This is a genomic window from Croceicoccus bisphenolivorans (genome assembly GCF_001634625.1).
In the GTDB taxonomy this organism is placed as follows: Bacteria; Pseudomonadota; Alphaproteobacteria; order Sphingomonadales; family Sphingomonadaceae; genus Croceicoccus; species Croceicoccus bisphenolivorans.
This window is the reverse complement of the sequence record NZ_LRSE01000003.1, coordinates 200,316-219,546: the sequence shown is the minus strand read 5'-3', so window position 1 is coordinate 219,546 and position 19,231 is coordinate 200,316. Positions and strand designations below refer to the sequence as shown.

Genomic DNA, 19,231 nt, shown 5'->3' with positions numbered 1-19,231 from the left:
CAGCGGCTGGCGCGATGGGCCTGCGCGGGCTAAGGCAAAGCGATGGACCAGACGATCGTTCCCGATACAGAGCATCGCGGCCTTGTCGCGCGACTTCCGGCGGGCCTGCGCAATTATGCCCTGCTTGCCCGGTTCGACAGGCCGATCGGCTGGTGGCTGTTGTTCTGGCCAGGTGCCTGGGGCGTGTGGCTGGCCGGCGGGATCGAACGGATCGGGCTGGTGTTCTGGCTGCTGCTCGGCTCTGTCGTCATGCGCGGTGCGGGCTGTGTCTACAACGACATTCTCGACCGCGATCTGGATCGGCAGGTTGCGCGCACTGCCGCGCGCCCGCTGGCCAGCGGGGCGGTTTCGCTGAAGGCGGCATGGATCTGGCTACTGCTGCTGTGCCTGATCGGCCTTGTCGTCCTTTTGCAGTTGCGCTGGCAGGCGCAACTGGTCGCGCTGGGCAGCCTGCTTCCTGTTGCCTGCTATCCCTTGATGAAACGCATCACATGGTGGCCGCAGGCATGGCTGGGCTTGGTGTTCAGTTGGTGTGCAATGGTCGGATGGGTGGAGATCGGCGGGCCGAATCTGGCAATTCTGGCTGCGCTGTACGCCGGGTCGATTTGCTGGGTCATCGGCTACGACACGATCTACGCACTGCAGGACATGGAGGACGATGCCCTTGTCGGCGTGCGTTCGAGCGCGCGGGCATTGGGCAACCACGTCCGTTTTGGGGTCAGCGTGTTCTACGTTCTCGCCGTCTCATGCTGGGTGCTGGCATTCTGGCTCCTGCGCGAAGACTGGGTAGCGCTGATTGCCCTTGTTCCAGCGGCACTCCACCTCGCGTGGCAAGTGGCGACGCTGAGAGTGGAGGACGGTGCCAACGCACTCGCCCTGTTCCGCTCCAACCGCACTACGGGCCTGTTGGTGGCTCTGGCCTGCCTCGTCGCCGGAAACGCAGGCGTTTAGCGCCACGCGCGAACTCTACCGGCGAACGAGGATGCCGGTGATTCTCACGCAAGAGGATGCGAAACGCTGGGCGGAAACCAGTGATCGTGGTGAGGCGCTGCCGCCGTGTCGGTAGCGGTCGCACGGACTTTGCGTACCACATACCGACGAAGCCTGGACCAGATATCGTGCACCGGGCCAAGGTGCGGCGCGACGAAGGGCGGACGTTCGCGTATCTCAAGCATAGCTGACGACCTCCCATTCAATTCCGTCCCAGTCGAAGAAATAGAAGCGCCGGCCCGGATCGTAATCGCCGTGGTTGAACGGCTCCAATCCGGCGGCGATGACCGTCTCTTCGGCTTTGCCGATATCATCGACCTCGATCCCGATGTGATTGAGCGGCACCCCTTTCCCGAACCGACCGCCAATTCCCTCCTTCGGAGTGTAGAGCGCAACATACTGGTTCTTCGCGCCGAAATGGATCGTGTGCCCGTCATTCAGCGCCGGCCCCTCCCAGCGGCGATGCCAACCGCACAGCTTTTCGAGCAGGTCGGCCATGCGCGGCGCGTCCGACGTTGTGATATTGACGTGTTCTATGCGGGCGATGCCGGTCATCGGTTGGGTCCTTTCATTCGTTTCGATGCGGTGGGGATCCGCTCGCCGAGGGGGCACTGCGCGAATCACCACTTGCCTTATCCTGCAACCTCAAGTTAACTTGAGGTCAAGCTGTGAATTGCGGTTTGCGAAAGGGCATCGGGGTGGATGGTAACCAGCTGATTTCCATCGGAACATTGTCCGAACGAACCGGTGTTTCCGTGTCTGCGATTCGCTTTTACGAGGATAAGGGACTGCTTCAGTCACTGCGGACAAGCGGCAACCAGCGTCGTTTCATGCGTTCGGACATTCGCCGGATCAGCTTTATCCTGATTGCCCAGAAACTGGGTCTCGGCCTTGCCGAGATCGAGCGCGAGCTGGCCCGCCTGCCGCAGGGGCGCACACCCACGAAGGCGGACTGGGAAAAAGTCAGTCGCTCGATCAGAGAGGAACTGAACGAGCGTATCTCCCTGCTTGAACGCACGCGTGACAAGCTGGACGGGTGTATCGGCTGTGGCTGTTTGTCGCTCAAGAAATGCCGGCTCTACAATCCCGAAGACGAGGCCGGTGCATCCGGGCCCGGTCCGCGCTTCGTGCTCGGCTGACTATTCGGCGGCCAGCAGTTCCTCGGCATCGCCGAGATCGACACTGACAAGGCGGGAGACGCCCTGCTCGACCATGGTGACACCGAACAGGCGGTGCATCCGGCTCATCGTCACGGCGTTGTGCGTCACTATAAGGTAGCGGGTGTCGGTCTGCTTGCTCATGGCGTCCAGCAAGTCGCAGAAACGCTCGATATTGGCATCGTCCAATGGTGCGTCGACTTCGTCCAGCACGCAGATCGGGGCCGGATTGGTCAGGAACAGCGCGAAGATCAGCGCCACTGCCGTCAGCGCCTGCTCGCCGCCTGACAGCAGGGTTAGCGACTGCAGCTTCTTGCCGGGCGGCTGGGCGTAGATTTCCAGCCCCGCCTCCAGCGGATCGTCGCTGTCGATCAGGGCGAGATGCGCCTGACCGCCGCCGAAAAGCGTGGTGAACAGGCTGCGGAAATGGGTGTCGACCGCCTCGAACGCGGCGCGCAGCCTCTCGCGCCCTTCGCGGTTCAGGCTGCCGATCGATCCGCGCAGACGATTGACCGCCTCGGCCAGTTCCTGCTGCTCAGCCATCGATGTGCCATGTTCGGCCTCGGCCTCGGCCAGTTCGTCAGCCGCGACAAGGTTTACCGGTCCCAGCCGCTCGCGCTGGGCGGTGACTTGGTCCAGTTGCTCACCTTCGGCATCGGCATGGCGAACCGAATCCGATGCGAAATCGAGCCGTTCGGGCAGTAGCGGCGGCGGACACTGGAACCGTTCGCCCGACGTACGCGCAAATTCGGTGCGGCGGGCTTCCTCGTTCTCGGCGCGCGCAGTGGCACCGGCGCGCGTCTCGCGCGCATTGGCAAGTGCCTCGTTGGCGGCACTGAAGGCGGCGTCGGCCTGCTTGCCCGCGGTTTCGGCGGCGGCATGGGCGGCTTCGGCCTCGCCCAGTTCACCGGCCAGCCGGTCACGCGCCTTTTCGGCCAGTTCGATCTCGCGCAGCAGCGCTTCGGGGCGGGCGGCAGTGACGGCGCGTTCTTGCTCGATCTCCTCGCGCCGGCGGGTCATGTCGGCAAGCCGCCGTGCCGCATCGCCGGCGCGCGCTTCCCAACCCTTCATGTCGCCCTGCAAGGCTTTCGTCCGCTCCCGCCCGACGGCGAGGCCTTGATCGAGCGAGGCAAGGTCGGCCATGGCCGATTGCAGCGCGGTGCGGGCGCTGTCGTTGCGGGTGCGCGCGGTTTCAAGCGCGGCTCGCTGGGCGGAAGGGTCAGGCAGGGCCTTGCGCTGCTCCTCGGCCTGCATCACCTCGTGCTGGGCTGCGGAAAGGCGGTTGTGCAGGTCCTCCAGCCGTTCGGCCAGTTCCTCTCGCGCTTGGGCCAGCCGGTCGACCGCCGCTTCCGCCTGATCGCGGGCGCGCAGGGCGGCGCGTTCTTCCTCTGACGAGGTGTTGACCGCGCGTTCGGCGGCTATGCGCGCGTCGGTGGCCTCGGACAGTTCGGCATTGACGGCGGCGACATCGCTCTCTGCCCCTGCGACCGCGTCGCGCAAGGCGGGAAGCTGGCCCGCAAGCGCCTCCAGCCGGTTCGCCGCTTCCAGTCGTGCCGCTTCCGCCGCCCCTTCGCCGCGCGCGACGAAGCCGTCCCACCGCCGCAGCGCGCCGGTTTTCGTCACCAGCCACTCACCCGGGGCAAGCGCCTGCCCGTCGTCGCTTTCGCATACCCGGACCATGGCAAGACGCGCCTGCAACTGTTCCGGCGCGGACCGGACATGCTCGGCAAGGCTGCCGGTAATCGCGTCCGGCGCATCGGCCCCCGCCCAGAACCGGCCTTCCTCACCCTGAGCCGGAGTGCCGAGCGGCGCGGCGGCATCGCGGCCCAGTACTGCGGCAAGCGCGCGTTCGTAACCCGGTTCGGCCTTTAGCGCGTCTATCGCGCGGGTGCGGCCCTTGCTGCCTTTATCCGCCTTCTCGCGCGCCTTGCGGTCGCGTTCGAGCGCATCGTACTCACGTTCGATACCTGCCAGTTCGGCCTTTGCCGATGACAGTGCGCTGGATGTTTCGTCCCGCCGAACCGACACGGCCTCGCGGTGGGTGCGGGCAGTTTCCAGTGCCTCCCTTGCCGCCGCGACACCTTTTTCGGCCTTGCCGCAGCGGGCCTGCGCGCTGGTCAGCGCCAGGTCCAGTTCGCGCGGATCACCCAGTGCCTCGCCCTGCGCCTCACGCGTGGCCAGTTCCTGTTCCAGCCGCGCCAGCGCGCCGCGTGCCTGCCCGACAGCGGCTTCGGCCACGCGCCAATCGGCCTCTACCCGTGCCAGTTCCGCCGTGGCCTGCGCCAGCGCCAGTTCGCCCGCGCGCTGGGCGCGTTCGGCATCGTCCTGCCGCGCGATCAGCGACGGGCGGCGCGCCTCGTCATCGGCAAGGCGCTTTTCCGCGTCCTTCACATCGCGTTCCAGCCGGGCCATCGCCTCTGCCGCATCTCGGGTGGTGCGGTTGGCATCGCCTTCGTCAGCGTCCAGCCGTGCGCGCTGCCGGTCCAGATCGGCGAGTTTCTCCTCGGCCGCTTCCAGCTTGCCGGTCAGCACCGCCAGCATGTTCGCCTGCGCGCCCAGATCGTCGCGCCGGTCGGCCATCTCTTCTCGCGCCTTGGCCAGCGCTTCGGCGGCGGCGCGCTGTTCGCCCATCGCAGCATCGGTGCGTGCCTGCATCTGCGCGACGGCATCTTCGGCCTGCTTCGCTTGCGCCCGCGCGGCATTGGCGGCAGCGGCGGCATCGCGCCAGCGGGCATAGAGCACGCGCGCTTCCGCCGTGCGGATCTGTGCCGACAGTTCCTTGTACTTCTCCGCCGCGCGGGCCTGCCGCCGCAGCGAGCCGATCCTGCTGTCGAGCTGCGAGAGCAGGTCTTCCAGCCGCGCCAGGTTCGTTTCCGTCGCGCGCAGCTTCTGTTCGGCATCCCTGCGCCGCACGTGGAGGCCGGCGATTCCTGCCGCTTCTTCCAGCATGGCGCGGCGTTCCGTCGGCTTGGCGGCGATGACGGCGGCGATGCGCCCTTGCGATACGAGCGCGGGGCTGTGTGCGCCGGTCGCCGCATCGGCAAAGACGAGCGCCACGTCCTTTGCCCGCACGTCGCGTCCGTTCAGGCGATAGGCGGAACCGGCGCCGCGTTCGATGCGGCGGGTAACTTCCATTTCCTGTCCGGCGGCGGTTTCGGCGGACAGGACGACTTCGGCAAAGCTGCGTGGCGGGCGGCTGGCGGTACCGGCGAAGATCACGTCTTCCATGCCCGAACCCCGCATGGATTTCGCGCTGGATTCGCCCATGACCCAGCGGATCGCTTCCAGCAGGTTGGACTTGCCGCAACCGTTGGGGCCGACAACGCCGGTCAGCCCCGGTTCGATCAGCAGATCGGCCGGTTCGACAAAGGACTTGAAGCCCGAAAGGCGCAGCCGCCGGAACCGCATCAGGCTTTACCCAAGCCTGCCGTGCCGAGGCGCGCGGACATTACCTGGCGCCGGCCCGCTGCAACCGGGCCTTCATGTCGTTCCAGTCCATCGCTTCCAGCTTTTCGCCGTTGAGCAGGAACGTCGGGGTGCCGGTGATTTCGTACTCGGTCGCTTCGGTGCGCGTCTGTTCGGCCAGTTCCTCCGCCTTCTTGCCATCGGCAAGGCAGGCGTTGGCCTGATCCAGCGCAATCCCGCGCGCGGTGACGAAATCGGTAAGGCCCATCAACTGCGACAGCGCCACGAACCGCTGGTCCAGCGGCATCTTCTCGATCGCGGCCCGCTGGGCATCGGTCGACTGCTGCAACGCCTCGAAGAACTGGTGCTGGTTGCCCCAGATCTGTTCAGCCAAAGCGATAGAGGCCTCCGGCGTGGAGCAAGTCGCGAGCAGAGTGAGCGGCATGTCGAGCGAATTGAGCATGAAATAGCGCAGTTCGTAGCTTACCCGCCCCGAATTGACGTACTCGCCGCGCAGTTCGTCAAAACTGGCGGTGGCAAAGTCGGCGCAGTGCGAACAGGACAGCGCGCCGAATTCGACCAGCTTGATCGGCGCATCGGGGTTGCCCATCAGGTAACCGCCCTTTTCGGTCTTCACGACCGTGTCCGACCACTCGGTTCCAGCCGGCGGCGCGATGTTTTCGATCGGCGCGGCCTGTTCGTTCGTCGCAGCCTCTTCCGTCTTGTCGCAGGCGGCCAGAGCCAGCGGCGCGACGAGGAGCGTGAGTGCGGTGCGGAAATGGGAACGGGTCATGGGAACGGTATTAACTCCTGATTGCGGCAGGCTAACCCAGCCGCAGCGGCGTCGGGGAGGGTATCGGGTACTTTTTACACAGTCGCGACGTTAATGGCCGCAAGCGGATGCGATCACAAACGCAGATCGAGTTGAAATTTCAGGCTTTCCCAGTTGCTGGTGCCGGCCAGCAGGATACCGTCGATGGCGAATGACGGGGTGCCGGAAACGCCCTTGTCCCGCACGTAGCCAGCCGTTTTGTCCGAAAGGGCCTTGGCCATCGATTCGTCGGCAAGGCACCGGTCGATCTGTGCACGGTCGTATCCGCGGCGCTGCATCATGGGGTAGAAACCCGCGTCCTGGGCGATTGCCTGCCTGCGCACGGTGTAGGAACCGGTCGAATAACGGTTCTTCTGCGCCTGCGTGGCCTTGATCAGCTTGCCCAGCCATGTCGCCTGTTCGCCCATGAACATCGCGTGGTTGCGATCGAACCGCGCGGCAGGGCCGCAATTGGCCAGCATTGCCGCCGTCAGGTCGAAGGGGTCACGGACAAGGTGGCGCACTTCCAGCCGGACCTTGCCCGATCTGATATAGAGCAGGCGCAACGGATCGCCCGCCTCCTGCTCGAAATGGGAACAATGCGGGCAGGTGTAGCTGACATATTCGGTTAGCTGGATCTTCGCATCCGTCTTGCCGAACTGGTGGACGCCTGCCTCCGGATTGGCAGCGGCCAGCACGCCTTTCGCGCTGGCGGGGCTCAGGGCCAGCAATCCGCTTGCCAGCAGGACAATCGCGCTCAGGCGGCGCAAGGCGGTCATCAGTCTCGTTCCCCGTTCGCTTTTCCCAGTGACCGCGCCAGCGATTCCAGCACGGTGCGCAGTTCCGGATCGCCGATATCGCGCAGCGAATCGCCCAGTTCCATGGGGATCGGCTTTAGCGAAGGCGGCGCCTTGGGCCTGTCTTCAGCATGAACGGGCTTAACCTGTCCTTGCCGGATCTTCACTTTCGCCACGGCGCTGTACCCGAAAAAGCGGTTCACCCGCTCTATGATTTCGGGAACCACATGCTGGATCAGCGGGGCATGGGCGGGCAGAACGACAAGCTGCATCGTGCCATCGGATTTCTCGCCCGGCGGAAAGCGGATCGATTCGGGGGCGGAGACCTTGGCGTGGTGCGGCCCCACGATTTCCGGCCAGCGGGTCACGACGCTGGATTGCACGAAGCCGAAACGGCGAAACGCGGTGCGCCCGACTTGCGGCATGATATCGGCGATGGCCTTTGCCTCTCCGCCGCGCGGACGCTCGTAAGGCTTGGGCGCGGGGGCCTTACTCTTGCCCTGCGCCGGCTTCTTCCCCGGTATCTTCCCGTCTTCGCTTTTCATGATGTGCGCGGCCATGCCATAGGCACCGGCGTGGTGGCCAGTGGCAAGATCGAACCCGTGGGGAAAAGGCTGCTGGCTTGGTACGATGCCAACGCGCGCCGTTTGCCGTGGCGCATGATGCCGGGCAGCAACGAACGGGCCGATCCCTACCGCGTCTGGCTATCCGAAATCATGCTGCAGCAAACGACGGTGGCCGCTGTCGGCCCCTATTTCGCGGCGTTTACCGAGCGTTGGCCGACGGTCGGCGATCTGGCTGCGGCCGAGGATGCGGACGTCCTCTCGGCATGGGCGGGGCTTGGATACTATGCCCGTGCGCGCAACCTGATCGCCTGTGCCCGCGAAGTGGCACGGCGCGGCAGCGAGTTTCCCGATACGGAGGAGGGCTTGCGCGAGCTGCCCGGCGTGGGTGCCTATACCGCGGCGGCAATCGCGGCGATCGCGTTCGGCCGCCACGCCGTCGTGGTCGACGCCAATGTCGAGCGGGTGGTCGCGCGGCTGTTCGCGATAGAGGAGCCGTTGCCGGCTGCGAAACCGGCGATCAGGGCAGCCATGGCCGAGATTACGCCCGAATACCGTGCCGGCGATTTCGCGCAGGCGATGATGGATCTGGGCGCGACTATCTGCACCCCGCGCCAACCTGGCTGCCTGCTTTGCCCGCTGAGCGCGGATTGCACGGCGCGCGAACGCGGCATCGCAGCCGAACTGCCGAAGAAAACGCCCAGGAAACCGCGCCCCGTTCGCACCGGCACGGCGTTCTGGGCCGAACGGGACGGGCATGTCCTGCTGGTCAAACGACCGGGCAAGGGGATGCTTGCCGGTATGCGCGCACTGCCCGACGATGGCTGGGCCGCGCGCCGCGACGGGGATGGTGAACCGCCCTTCGGCGCTGGCTGGCAGCCGGTCGACGGAGCGGTCAGCCACGGGTTCACGCATTTCCAGCTTGAACTGTCGGTGCGCGAAGCCGAAGTCGGGCATGGTGTCGATGGTGTCGATGGTGTCGATGGTGTCGATGGTGTCGATGGTGTCGGTGGCGGCGAGTGGTGGCCGGTTGACCGGCTTGACGATGCCGGCCTGCCCACGCTGTTCGCCCGCGCCGCGCAATTGGTGCTGAAGAGCCGATAGCGGCGATTGCCTTGGCGCCAAGCGCTCCCTAAGCCTCTGGCAGGAGGACCTGCATTGCCCGAACACACCATGCCCATGATCACCGAACTGGATCGCGCCGATCATATCAGGGCCGATCCCGATGCATTGTCCAGCCTGATGGGGATGCGCGCGCGCGTTCTTCGGCTGACCGGGTTGCTTCCCGTTCAGGGCGACGATGGTGCGCTGACGTGGGGCTCTCTGGCCGAAGTGGACGAGGATGCCGAACTGGTATTCCTGGGGCTGGATGGTGACAGGGGATGTTTCGCAGCCGTCCCGCGCCGCCCGGTATTCGGTGACCGCGCAGGCTTCATCAATGCCATGGGTTCGTTGCACGACCGGCAGTTCGGGATTTATGCCGGTGCGCGCAGTATCGTCGACTGGCACGCGCGGCACAGGTTCTGCGCGCAATGCGGTTCGCATACTGCCATCGCCAAGGGCGGCTGGCAGCGTTCGTGCCTGAACGAGGATTGCGGCGCCCAGCATTTCCCGCGCGTCGATCCGGTGACGATCATGACCATCGAACATCGCGCGGACGACGGTAACCGCAGGGTGCTGCTGGGGCGGGGCCTTGGCTGGGGCGAGGGGCGCTATTCCGCGTTGGCGGGTTTTGTGGAGCCGGGCGAAACGGTGGAGGAAGCCGTTCGCCGTGAAGTGATGGAGGAGGCGGGGCTGCCCGTCGCGCAGGTCCGCTATGTCGCCAGCCAGGCATGGCCGATGCCCTCGCAACTGATGATCGGTTGCACCGGCGTCACGTTCCACGAACGGATCGTGGTGGACAGGACCGAGCTGGCCGACGCGCGCTGGTTTACCGAAGCCGAAGTGCGAGAGGCTATGTCGGGCCGGACCGGTGCGTTCATCCCGCCGCCGCGCTATGCCATTGCGCACCGCTTGCTGCGAATCTGGCTTGAACAGCCTTAAACGAATGGCGGTCTAGACAAGGCCCAGTTTGGAAAGCTTGCCCAGCAGCTTGCCGGGCAGGACATCGCCGGCATCGTCCCCTTCGGCCAGATCGGGCGGGGCGTCTTCGTCCTTCAGGTAACGCCAGCCCTGATGCGCGCGCTTGGGGCGCGAATGGACGCGGATCAGGCGCGGTTCGAGATCGATCGACCAGCGCCCGTTTTCCAGCTGCGCAAACCCGATGATCGGGCTGCGCGCGACGATGGCGTGTTCGTGAATCCAGTAGAGCGATCCGCCTTCCAGCTCCTCGACCCGCTTCGGGCAATAGCGCGTCGTCAGCGATACGCGCGGGCGATTGGCGAACCAGTTCTCGATGTCGGCGTAACTTTTCGCGCCGAAGGCGATCTTGGTCAGGTGAAGCGGCATCGACCCGATATGGGATGTGTGCGCTAACCTACCAGTCCCGATGCCACCGCAAGGCCGAGGAAAGCGAAGAAACCCATCGAATCGGTGATCATCGTGACGAAGACGGAGGATGCGACCGCAGGGTCCTGATCCAGCCGATCGAACAGCACGGGCACGGCAACGCCTGCGAGTCCGGCAGTGATGATGTTGATCACGACCGCCACCGCGATGACCACGCCAAGCAACGGCTGGAAGATAAAGGCCGTCGCGCCGCCGATCAGGGCGGCGACCGTCACGCCGTTCAGCAGGGCGACCCGCATTTCGCGCCACAGCACGCGCACGGTGTTCGACTGGGTCAGCTGGTTCATGGCCAGCGCGCGGACCGAAACGGCCATCGTCTGCGTGCCCGCATTGCCGCCAATGGATGCCACGATGGGCATCAGAACCGCCAGCGCGACCAGTTTCTCGATCGCCGCACCGAACATCGCGATGATGAGCGAGGCGATGAGCGCAGTGCCAAGGTTCGCGATCAGCCAGCGCACGCGTTCGGAATAGGACTGGCGGATCGGCTGGTTGATGTCGCCTTCGCCCGCACCGCTCATCAACAGGGCGTCTTCGCTCGCCTCTTCCTGGATGATGTGCACGATATCGTCGGCCGTGATCTGGCCGATCAACCGGCCCGAACTGTCGACTACGGCGGCGGAGATCAGGGCATATTTCTGGAAGCGAAGGGCAACCTCTTCCTGGTCCATCGTCGCCTGGATCAGGGTCTGGTCGCGCTTCATCACGTCGCCGATGGCGATGTGGCGCGGCGTGCGCAGGATCCACGAAAGCTGGCACGTGCCGACCGGACGGTGGGCAGGGTCGACGACAAAGACTTCCCAGAACTCGGTGGTGAGGTCGCCGTTGTCGCGCAGGTAGTCGATGAGGTCGCCGACGGTGATGTGTTCGGGCACCGCGACCAGGTCGCGCTGCATCAGGCGGCCTGCCGATTCCTCCGGAAACGACAGCGCATCCTCGATCGCGGCGCGGTCTTCGGGGTCGAGTTCGGCAAGGACGGCGCGTTGCTCGTCCTCCTCCAGATCCTCGATCAGCGCGACCGCGTCGTCGGTCTCCATCTGCTCTGCGATCTGGGCAACCGCGTCGGCAGACAGGTCCTCGAACAGTTCGTCGCGAACGTGTTCGTTCAGTTCGGAGATGACCTCGCCGGTCATCAGTTCGGCAATGGCCTTGCCGAGGGCGGGGCGTTCCTCTGCCGGGATCAGCTCGACAAGGTCGGCGATGTCGGCGGGGTGCAGCGGTTCGACCAGATCGAAGACACGGTCGTCGTCACCTTCGTCGACGGCGTCGCGAACCGCCTCGACATATTCGCGGGTCAGGCGATCGTCTTCGTCGAGATGCTCGATCTCGCCCGCCTTCTCATCCTCCGCGCGCGCGGCATCACGCTCTTTCACGCGCAGCACCTCTTCCTCGCCAGCGCGCTCTTTTTCCAGCAGGGAGGGATCGTCGCGGTCCATCTTGCCCTTCGCTTGCGTTGGTGGAGAGGTCGCCGGCGCGGCATGACCTTGCGACTGTAACTAGAATGCTGCGCCGCAAAAGCAACCGCCTAACAAGCCGGTGTTCACCGGAACCATTCATGGTACGGCTGGGGACAGCTTGTGGATAATCCTGTGGGCAGGTCTGGGGAGCGATCGGGGATAGAGCGGGGATGACTTTGCCGGACCAATCCCTATATCCGCGTTCCATAGGGGTGCCCGGACGTGCGATGCGACCGTGTGCCCGTAACCACCTATTCTGGAGCTGACATGGCCGAAACTCTCACCTTTTCCATCGACACCGGCGACGGCGCACCCAAGGACGTTGTCATCAAGCTGCTTCCCGAGATTGCTCCGGGCCATGTCGCGCGCATCAAGGAACTGGCCGGCGAAGGGTTCTATGACGGCGTGAAGTTCCACCGCGTCATCCCCGGCTTCATGGCGCAGGGCGGCTGCCCCAACGGGACCGGCATGGGCGGTTCGGACAAGCCCGACCTGCAGGCCGAGTTCAACGACCACCCGCACGTTCGCGGTGTCTGCTCGATGGCGCGCACCAGCGCACCGCACAGCGCGAACTCGCAGTTCTTCATCTGCTTCGACGACGCCCGTTTCCTCGACCGCCAGTACACCGTCTGGGGCGAAGTGGAGAGTGGCATGGACGTGATCGACGCCCTGCCCAAGGGTGAGCCGCCGGCAAACCCCGGCAAGATCGTCAAGGCGACGGTTGCCTGAACGAAAACGTGACCGGCGCGGGGCGGCAAGCATGAAGCTGCCGGCTCGCGCCATTGCGATAACGCTCCTGCCCGCAGTCTTGCTGCTGGGCGGGTGCACGCACCGGATCACCCGCCTGCCGCACGACTGCGCGGGCGAGGGTGGATGGTGCCCCCGATCGCGCGAAGTCGCTCGCCAGACATGGGGCTATGCGCAGCTCGCCCAGAATGCCTATTGGCAGGAGGCGGAGGAGAGCGACGATTATCTCGACCGCGAATATCTCCTGCCGCCCGATCTGAAAGAGCGGTACGCGACCGTCGATGACCATTACGGCTATGCCTATTCCCTGTTCGACCGGTTTGACGAGAAGGGCGGATTGTCCGAGGTCGTGCTCGTCTATCGCGGAACAGAGGGGCCGAAGGACTGGTGGCACGGCACCTTGCTGGGGCGGCAGGGACCGCGGGGTCTGACGACTTACCGGCAAGTGAGGGCCGGGCTTGACGAGGGCGGGTATGCCTCTGTTCCCGTTGCCCTTGCCGGGCACTCGCTGGGCGGGCGGATCGCCGATCACGTCCTGAAAAAACTGGTCGCCGAAGACGGCGCGTTACCCGCCACGTTGTCCAGCTACCTGTTCAATCCCAATGCCAGCGGCACTGCGTTGGCCCCGGCAGGGGACTGGAAAGCCCCGGTGCACGTCTCCGTTTCGGAATCCGGTGAAGTTGCCGCCTGGGTCAGAGTGCTGACGAATGACAAGGAGTGGGACGGTTATGTCATCGACTGCCAGACGACGATCAATCCTGTCGCCAAGCACTACATGCGCCGCCTGGCGGACTGCCTGACCTGGGTCGCGGCAATCGACGATGCAGGAGCGGCGCTGTCTGTGGAAAGGAATGCCATCGGTCCCCCGCCGGTGAACCGCATTCATCCGGCGGAGTGAGGACGATTAGAGCCCGGCGCTGACCAGCCAGTCGTGGAATATGCGCACCGGGCGGCTTTCCAGCGCGCGCGGCTTGCACACGAACCAGTAGCTGTAGGGGCTTTCGACATTCAGGTCGTATAGTGTGGCCAGACGATTGTCGTTCGATCGTGCGATGTGGTCGCCATGCATGATTGCAATGCCCAGTCCCTGTGCCGCAGCCTCCAGCAGGAGCGGCCCGCTGTCGAAATGGTCCACGGTGGGCAAATACTTGTCGCCCATGCCCGTCGCCTCGCGCCAGACATCGAAGCTTTTCACCATTTCGGAATGGAGCAGGAAGCTTTGTTTCGAAAGCTTTACCGGATCGGGGACGTCGCCCAGTTCCTTTACCAGCTGGCGCGATGCGATGGCATGGACCCGGTTGTGATCGAGACGCACGCAATGCAGCTTCGCATCCGGCTCGTCGGCCAGCGTGATCGCCGCATCCAGCGTATCGCCCAGCTTCGGCACCGGATGGGCCGAGGAATCGAGATCGATGTGCAGCGTGGGATAGAGCCTGCGCAGTTCGGGCAGGCGCGGCATCAGGCGCTGGCCGCCGAAAAGGGGCATGACGCCAAGGCGCAGGCGCATGATCTTGCTGTCGGCCATCTGACGGCCGATCTGTTCGGCAAGCTCGTCAAGGATGGGGGCCACCGCTTCGAACAGCGCTTGGCCATCCTCGGTCAGCGTCATGGCCTGGTGCTTGCGGTTGAACAGCTTCTTGCCGGTAAACTCTTCCAGCGCCGAAAGCCGGCGCGACAGTGCAGAGGGGCTGATGGCAAGCTCGTCCGCCGCCGCCTTGGCCGAACCGAGGCGGGATATGCGCACGAAAGCTTCCAGCGAGCGCAAGGGCGGCAGGCGACGGGACAGCATCACGCCGCCTGGTCTTCCGTGGTTTCGTGTTCGACGACTGGCGGATGCAGGCGAAGCCGTTCGACATGGCGTTCGTTGCCGGCGATCACTTCAAGTTTCCAGCCGCTTTCGTGATCCATGATCTCGCCCACGACCGGCACCTTTTCAGCCAGTACGAAGGCAAGCCCGCCCAGCGTATCGACGGCCTCTTCCACTTCGGCAAGGCGCGGATCGACGCGGCGGGCGACTTCTTCCAGTTCGGTGCGGGCGTCGGCATCCCACATGCCCTCGTCCAGCGGGACCAGCAGATCGACCGGCGCGTCGTCATGCTCGTCCTCGATATCGCCGACGATCTCTTCGACCAGATCCTCGATCGTGATGATCCCGTCCGTTCCCGAATATTCATCGACCACGATGGCAAGGTGGACGCGGCGTGCACGCATGTCGGCAAGCACGTCGAGAGCACCGCGCGCCTGCGGCACGTAAAGTGGCTGGCGCATCAGCTTCGTCCAGTCCGCCGGCGGCGTCTTGTCGCAGGCGAGGTAGGGGAAGACATCCTTGATGTGCATCATGCCGATGACATGGTCGAGTGTTTCGGAATAGACCGGCATGCGCGAATGGCCGTGCTCGGCAAAGGTCGCGACAAGCTCTTCCCAGCTCGATGCCCGGTCGATGGCGATGATTTCTCCGCGCGGGATCGCCACGTCGTCGGCATCGTGTTCGCTGAAATGCAGGAGATTGCGGAGCATCTGGCGCTCGATCGGGGAAAGATCACCCTTTTCCGGCGGAAGCCCGTCGCGCTGCTCTTCCTCTTCATGCTCGTCGATCGCTTCCTCGATCTGGGCACGCAGGGACTGGTCGCCCTCGTTCCCGTCGAAGAAATCGCGGATCCGGTTCCACAGGAATCGCTTCTCGCCCCGTCGCTCAGGCTCCGGGTTGCGCGAATCACCACTGAAGTCGCCGTCCGTCATGGCGGCTGTCTCACTCCTTTACGGGTCAGGCCCTGTCCCCGTAGGGGTCGGGAATGCCCAGTCCGGCGAGGATTCGCGTCTCAAGCGTCTCCATCGCCACGGCTTCTTCAACACTCTCCTCGTGGTCGTAACCGACGAGATGGAGCAGGCCGTGGACAAGCAAATGGGTCGCGTGGTTCGCAAGTGCAACAGATTTTTCGTCCGCCTCTCGCGAACAGACCCCGAACGCCATGATGATATCGCCCAGCATGGCCGGCGCGCCGGGGCATTCGGCGACGCGTAAAAGTTCTTCTCGCGACAGCATGGGAAAGCTCAATACATTGGTAGGCTTGTCTTTTCCGCGCCATTGGCGGTTCAGGCCGTGCACTTCCTCGTCATCGGCCAGCACGACGCTGACAAGGATGTCCTCACTCGCGATTTCAGGGACTTCGGCGGCCACGGCAGCGGCAGTTTCTGCTGCCCAGCCGTCCCAGTCGATCGAATCCCCCCAGATCGGATCGACATCCAGTTCCAGTACAGGGGAAGTCATGGGATCGCGTCGGGGCCCTCGTAAGCGTCGACGATGCGGCCCACGATCGGGTGGCGCACCACGTCTGCCGCAGTAAAGCGCGAAACCGCGATCCCCTCGATCCCTTCCAGCCGCTTTACCGCGTCGGCAAGGCCGGAATAGGAATCGCCGCCGGGGATATCGACCTGCCGCGGGTCTCCGCACACCACCATCCGGCTGTTCTGGCCGAAACGGGTGAGGAACATCTTCATCTGGGCGGGCGTGGTGTTCTGCGCCTCGTCGAGGATGACGAAGGCATCACCCAGCGTGCGGCCGCGCATGAAGGCGATCGGTGCGATCTCGATCTCTCCGCTGGCGATCCGGCGTTCGACCTGTTCGGCCGGCAGGCAATCGTAAAGTGCATCGTAGAGCGGGCGCAGGTAGGGATCGACCTTTTCCTTCATGTCGCCGGGCAGGAAGCCCAGACGCTCGCCCGCTTCCACCGCAGGGCGCGACAAGATCAGGCGCTGGACCGATCCGGTGATGAGCTGCGCAACCGCCTGCGCGACGGCGAGGTAGGTCTTGCCCGTACCTGCCGGGCCGAGCGCGAAGATCACTTCGTTGCTGGTGAGCGCCTGCATGTAGTCGATCTGTGCGGCCGAACGGGGCACGATCGTCTTCTTGCGGGTGCGGATCATGACCGGCGGGCGTTTGTCGTTGCCGGTGATGATCCCTTCCAGCGTCGGCTCGTTCGACATCGCGATCAGCGATTCCACCGCGCCCTGATCCAGTTCGAACCCCTGTTTCAGGCGGGTGTGCATGCCCGACAGGACATCGCGGGCGCGGGCGACGGCTTCTTCCGGTCCCTCGATCTGGATGCGGTTGCCGCGGGCCGAGATATAGACGCCCAGCCGGTTCTCTATATGGACCAGATTGGCATCGAACTGCCCGAACAGCATGCCGAGAACTTCGGGGTTCTCGAACTCCATTTCGGTGCGGGCGCGGCTGTGCGTCGCGGCCATGGGTACAGCGGGGGTGCTTGCAGCGGCTTCGTGGCCGTTGCCGTTGACGGATGCTGGAACGCGCGCTTGCTTGCGGCTCACTCGATATCCTTGTTCGGCGCCGGGCGGGTTGCCGGTTCCCGTCAGGTTCGGGCCCCGCGCGACTCGGTTACCTGTTGAAGATAGGACACCCGCGCGCCGTGACAAGCCGCCACAACCGCCTATGCCCGGTCCTGATCGCCCGTTTCCACATACTCGCAAGGGGACGGATCGGGATGGCACTGGCGCCCGAAGATGACGGTCTCGCCGTCGCTGAGCATCAGTTCGCCATTGGCTCCACGTGCGATGGAGGGGCCGCGAGCCAGAAAATCGCCCAGCGTGCGCATTGCCGTCTGCCGGTGGCTGTCGCACGTTGTCTGCACGGCAACGTCACTGGTCGCCATCCGGCCCTTGCGCACGTTGGCCTGTCCGCGGATCGCGTCGGGGCAGTCCATCCAGACCGCGAAGTCCCCGCCCTTGAATGATAGCACCGGCGGGCGCGCGCCGCCGTCAGCTATCATCAGGCGGAACGGCCCTGCCTCCAGCGGCGGGGCGGGCGTATCGCGATAGGCGCTTTCCATCTGGGAGAGGGTCAGGCTGCCCTTGTCGGATGTCAGCATGATCTTCCCCTCGGCATTGCGGGAGATGAGCGGGCGATTGCCGAGCACTTGCGCCATCGCGCCGTCAGGGCTTCCCTGCGGGCAGGCCACCAGCGTCGCCATGGCGGGGCCGGCGGCGAAGCTGGCCCGCGTTTTCACGTAAAGACCCTCGTGGTGGTTGCAGGCCTGCCAGTAAAGCATCGAATCGGTGAAATGGACGGTGGCGAGATCGGAATAGCGCTCGGCGAGAGGTTCGCCGTCGATGGCGATGACCAGCCAGCTCGATCCGGCAAGATCGAAGGCGATAGGGGCGAACCCGGCGGCGAGTTTGTTGTCTGCCCCGGATGCGACCGGCGAAGGCGCGACCGGATCCGGCGAGGCAGGCACGATGGGTTCATCCTCGGTTTCCACGACAGGCGTGCTGCCGCAGGCGGAAAGTGCGAGCAGCCCGCACGAAAGAAGCCATTTCAGGGAGTTGCCGCGCTCTACCATGTCGGTTGCGCTTTTTCGCCAAACTGTCCTGCCGCGCAAGCGAAATGACAGTGCGGGACCAAGTAATGCTTCCGTCAGACAGTAACGGCGGACAAGGAATTCGGCCCCGCTTCCACCAGTTGGACCGTGACGAGATCACCGACCTTGCATTCGCCGGTGAAGTGCGCGGACTGCAGCCACGGCGTCTTGCCCAGCCACTGCCCATCGCGCCGGCCGGTGCGTTCGACCAGCACGTCGCAAGTGCGCCCGACGCTGGCAGTGTTGAATGCCAGCTGGTCGCGTGTGATGGCGGACTGCAGGCGCTGCAGGCGCTCGTCCATCACTTCGGCCGCGATCTGGTCTTCCATGGTCGCGGCGGGCGTGCCGGGGCGGGGCGAATACTTGAAGCTGAAGGCAGCGGCGTAGCGGACCTGTTCGACAAGGCGCAGCGTCGCTTCGAAGTCTGCGTCGCTCTCGCCGGGGAAGCCGACGATGAAATCGCCGCTGATGGCGATGTCGGGCCGCGCATCGCGCACGCGTTCGATGATGCGGAGGTAGCTGTCTACACTATGGCTGCGGTTCATCGCGGCAAGGATCGGGTCGCTGCCCGCCTGCACCGGCAGGTGGAGGTAGGGCATCAGCTTGCCCACTTCGCCATGCGCGGCGATCAGCGCGTCGGTCATGTCGTTGGGGTGGCTGGTGGTATAGCGGATGCGGGCAAGGTCCGGCATCGCGGCCAGTTCGCGGATCAGCCCGTCCAGGCCAATGGCGCGGCCCTTTGCGTCTTCGCCGGTCCACGCATTCACGTTCTGGCCCAGCAGGGTTATTTCCCGCGCGCCCTGATCGACCAGCAGTTTCGCCTCTTCGACAAGATCGGCAAACGGGCGGGAGATTTCGGCGCCGCGGGTATAGGGCACGACGCAATAAGTGCAGAACTTGTCGCAGCCTTCCTGCACCGTCAGGAAAGCGGATGGCGCACGCTTGCGGCGGGCGGGAAGGGCGCCGAACTTGGCCTCTGCCGGCATGTCGGTATCGGTGACGCGCTCGCCCGCGCTGGCCTTGCCGATCATTTCCGGCAGGCGGTGGTAGGCTTGCGGGCCGACGACCATGCTTACGCCCTTGGCGCGTTTCATGATCTCCTCGCCCTCTGCCTGCGCGACGCATCCGGCAACGGCGATCATCGGGCTGGAGCCATCGTCGCGGCGCCAATCCTTCACGATCCGGCCAATGTCGGAATAGACCTTCTCCGCCGCCTTTTCGCGGATATGGCAGGTGTTCAGCACGACGAGATCGGCGTCCTCGCCCTCGCCTGCCGCTTCCATGCCTTGGGCGCCGAGAAGCTCGGCCATGCGTTCGCCGTCATAGACGTTCATCTGGCAGCCGAAGCTCTTCACGCGAAAACTTTTGGGGGCGGTAACCTTGTTCATGGCCGCGCCCTTACGCGCTTTCGCGCAGGATTT

19 protein-coding genes are annotated in these 19,231 nt (G+C 64.9%); 6 read left to right on the top strand and 13 right to left on the bottom strand.

The annotated features are described in order from the left end of the window. The first annotated feature begins 42 nt into the window (after nt 1–42). On the top strand, nt 43–951 hold the full coding sequence (gene ubiA / locus A7A77_RS04245; RefSeq protein ID WP_066554080.1) for a 4-hydroxybenzoate octaprenyltransferase: 909 nt from the start codon (nt 43–45) through the stop codon (nt 949–951). Between the two features lie 216 nt (nt 952–1,167). On the opposite strand, the gene A7A77_RS04240 is transcribed toward ubiA, so the two are convergent. After that, a complete protein-coding gene (locus A7A77_RS04240) occupies nt 1,168–1,545 on the bottom strand; it encodes a VOC family protein (protein WP_066554079.1) in 378 nt (125 codons plus the stop codon). Nucleotides 1,546–1,688: 143 nt separating this feature from the next. On the opposite strand from A7A77_RS04240, the gene soxR reads away from it, so the two are divergent. After that, nucleotides 1,689–2,129: a redox-sensitive transcriptional activator SoxR gene (soxR, locus tag A7A77_RS04235; RefSeq protein ID WP_066554496.1), complete on the top strand. Its 441-nt coding sequence runs from the start codon at nt 1,689–1,691 to the stop codon at nt 2,127–2,129. Here the strand turns inward: soxR and smc are convergent, their stop codons facing one another. The 4 genes from smc to A7A77_RS04215 form a co-directional block, all read right to left on the bottom strand. Next, nucleotides 2,130–5,555 (bottom strand): chromosome segregation protein SMC, encoded by a 3,426-nt coding sequence (smc, locus tag A7A77_RS04230; RefSeq protein ID WP_066554078.1) that lies wholly within the window; start codon nt 5,553–5,555, stop codon nt 2,130–2,132. It lies immediately after the preceding gene. Between the two features lie 40 nt (nt 5,556–5,595). After that, on the bottom strand, nt 5,596–6,345 hold the full coding sequence (locus A7A77_RS04225; RefSeq protein ID WP_066554076.1) for a thioredoxin domain-containing protein: 750 nt from the start codon (nt 6,343–6,345) through the stop codon (nt 5,596–5,598). A 113-nt stretch (nt 6,346–6,458) separates the two neighbouring features. Next, nucleotides 6,459–7,142 (bottom strand): DsbA family protein, encoded by a 684-nt coding sequence (locus A7A77_RS04220; RefSeq protein WP_066554073.1) that lies wholly within the window; start codon nt 7,140–7,142, stop codon nt 6,459–6,461. After that, complete coding sequence (locus A7A77_RS04215) at nt 7,142–7,705, bottom strand: DUF721 domain-containing protein (protein ID WP_066554068.1); 564 nt, start codon at nt 7,703–7,705, stop codon at nt 7,142–7,144. The genes A7A77_RS04220 and A7A77_RS04215 overlap by 1 nt, the downstream gene beginning before the upstream one ends. 33 nt (nt 7,706–7,738) lie before the next feature. Here A7A77_RS04215 and A7A77_RS04210 point away from each other — a divergent pair, with 33 nt between their 5' ends. Both A7A77_RS04210 and nudC read left to right on the top strand, forming a co-directional pair. Continuing rightward, nucleotides 7,739–8,827 (top strand): A/G-specific adenine glycosylase, encoded by a 1,089-nt coding sequence (locus A7A77_RS04210; RefSeq protein WP_245638387.1) that lies wholly within the window; start codon nt 7,739–7,741, stop codon nt 8,825–8,827. A gap of 54 nt (nt 8,828–8,881) precedes the next feature. Then, nucleotides 8,882–9,766 (top strand): NAD(+) diphosphatase, encoded by an 885-nt coding sequence (gene nudC / locus A7A77_RS04205; protein WP_342668618.1) that lies wholly within the window; start codon nt 8,882–8,884, stop codon nt 9,764–9,766. A gap of 12 nt (nt 9,767–9,778) precedes the next feature. Here nudC and A7A77_RS04200 read toward each other — a convergent pair whose 3' ends face one another. After that, nucleotides 9,779–10,171 carry a DUF1489 family protein gene (locus tag A7A77_RS04200; RefSeq protein WP_066554063.1) on the bottom strand — a complete coding sequence of 131 codons (393 nt, stop codon included), beginning with the start codon at nt 10,169–10,171 and terminating at the stop codon, nt 9,779–9,781. A 23-nt stretch (nt 10,172–10,194) separates the two neighbouring features. Then, complete coding sequence (gene mgtE / locus A7A77_RS04195) at nt 10,195–11,667, bottom strand: magnesium transporter (RefSeq protein WP_082835887.1); 1,473 nt, start codon at nt 11,665–11,667, stop codon at nt 10,195–10,197. A 288-nt stretch (nt 11,668–11,955) separates the two neighbouring features. On the opposite strand from mgtE, the gene A7A77_RS04190 reads away from it, so the two are divergent. Together A7A77_RS04190 and A7A77_RS04185 are read left to right on the top strand one after the other, a co-directional pair. Beyond that, on the top strand, nt 11,956–12,417 hold the full coding sequence (locus A7A77_RS04190; RefSeq protein ID WP_066554062.1) for a peptidylprolyl isomerase: 462 nt from the start codon (nt 11,956–11,958) through the stop codon (nt 12,415–12,417). Nucleotides 12,418–12,448: 31 nt separating this feature from the next. After that, on the top strand, nt 12,449–13,333 hold the full coding sequence (locus A7A77_RS04185; RefSeq protein ID WP_066554059.1) for an alpha/beta hydrolase family protein: 885 nt from the start codon (nt 12,449–12,451) through the stop codon (nt 13,331–13,333). Between the two features lie 6 nt (nt 13,334–13,339). On the opposite strand, the gene A7A77_RS04180 is transcribed toward A7A77_RS04185, so the two are convergent. The 6 genes from A7A77_RS04180 to miaB all read right to left on the bottom strand — a co-directional run bounded on the left by A7A77_RS04180 (nt 13,340) and on the right by miaB (nt 19,198). Beyond that, nucleotides 13,340–14,224 (bottom strand): LysR substrate-binding domain-containing protein, encoded by an 885-nt coding sequence (locus A7A77_RS04180; protein ID WP_172799837.1) that lies wholly within the window; start codon nt 14,222–14,224, stop codon nt 13,340–13,342. Beyond that, complete coding sequence (locus tag A7A77_RS04175) at nt 14,224–15,174, bottom strand: hemolysin family protein (protein ID WP_082835886.1); 951 nt, start codon at nt 15,172–15,174, stop codon at nt 14,224–14,226. Before A7A77_RS04175 ends, A7A77_RS04180 begins: the two co-directional genes overlap by 1 nt. A gap of 25 nt (nt 15,175–15,199) precedes the next feature. Beyond that, nucleotides 15,200–15,703 carry an rRNA maturation RNase YbeY gene (gene ybeY, locus A7A77_RS04170; protein WP_066554057.1) on the bottom strand — a complete coding sequence of 168 codons (504 nt, stop codon included), beginning with the start codon at nt 15,701–15,703 and terminating at the stop codon, nt 15,200–15,202. After that, complete coding sequence (locus A7A77_RS04165) at nt 15,700–16,683, bottom strand: PhoH family protein (protein ID WP_066554055.1); 984 nt, start codon at nt 16,681–16,683, stop codon at nt 15,700–15,702. Before A7A77_RS04165 ends, ybeY begins: the two co-directional genes overlap by 4 nt. A gap of 200 nt (nt 16,684–16,883) precedes the next feature. Beyond that, a complete protein-coding gene (locus tag A7A77_RS04160) occupies nt 16,884–17,792 on the bottom strand; it encodes an META domain-containing protein (protein ID WP_066554052.1) in 909 nt (302 codons plus the stop codon). Between the two features lie 74 nt (nt 17,793–17,866). Further along, the gene (miaB, locus tag A7A77_RS04155; RefSeq protein ID WP_066554050.1) at nt 17,867–19,198 is read right to left on the bottom strand and encodes a tRNA (N6-isopentenyl adenosine(37)-C2)-methylthiotransferase MiaB; all 1,332 of its coding nucleotides are present in this window, start codon (nt 19,196–19,198) and stop codon (nt 17,867–17,869) included. Nucleotides 19,199–19,231 lie beyond the last annotated feature (33 nt).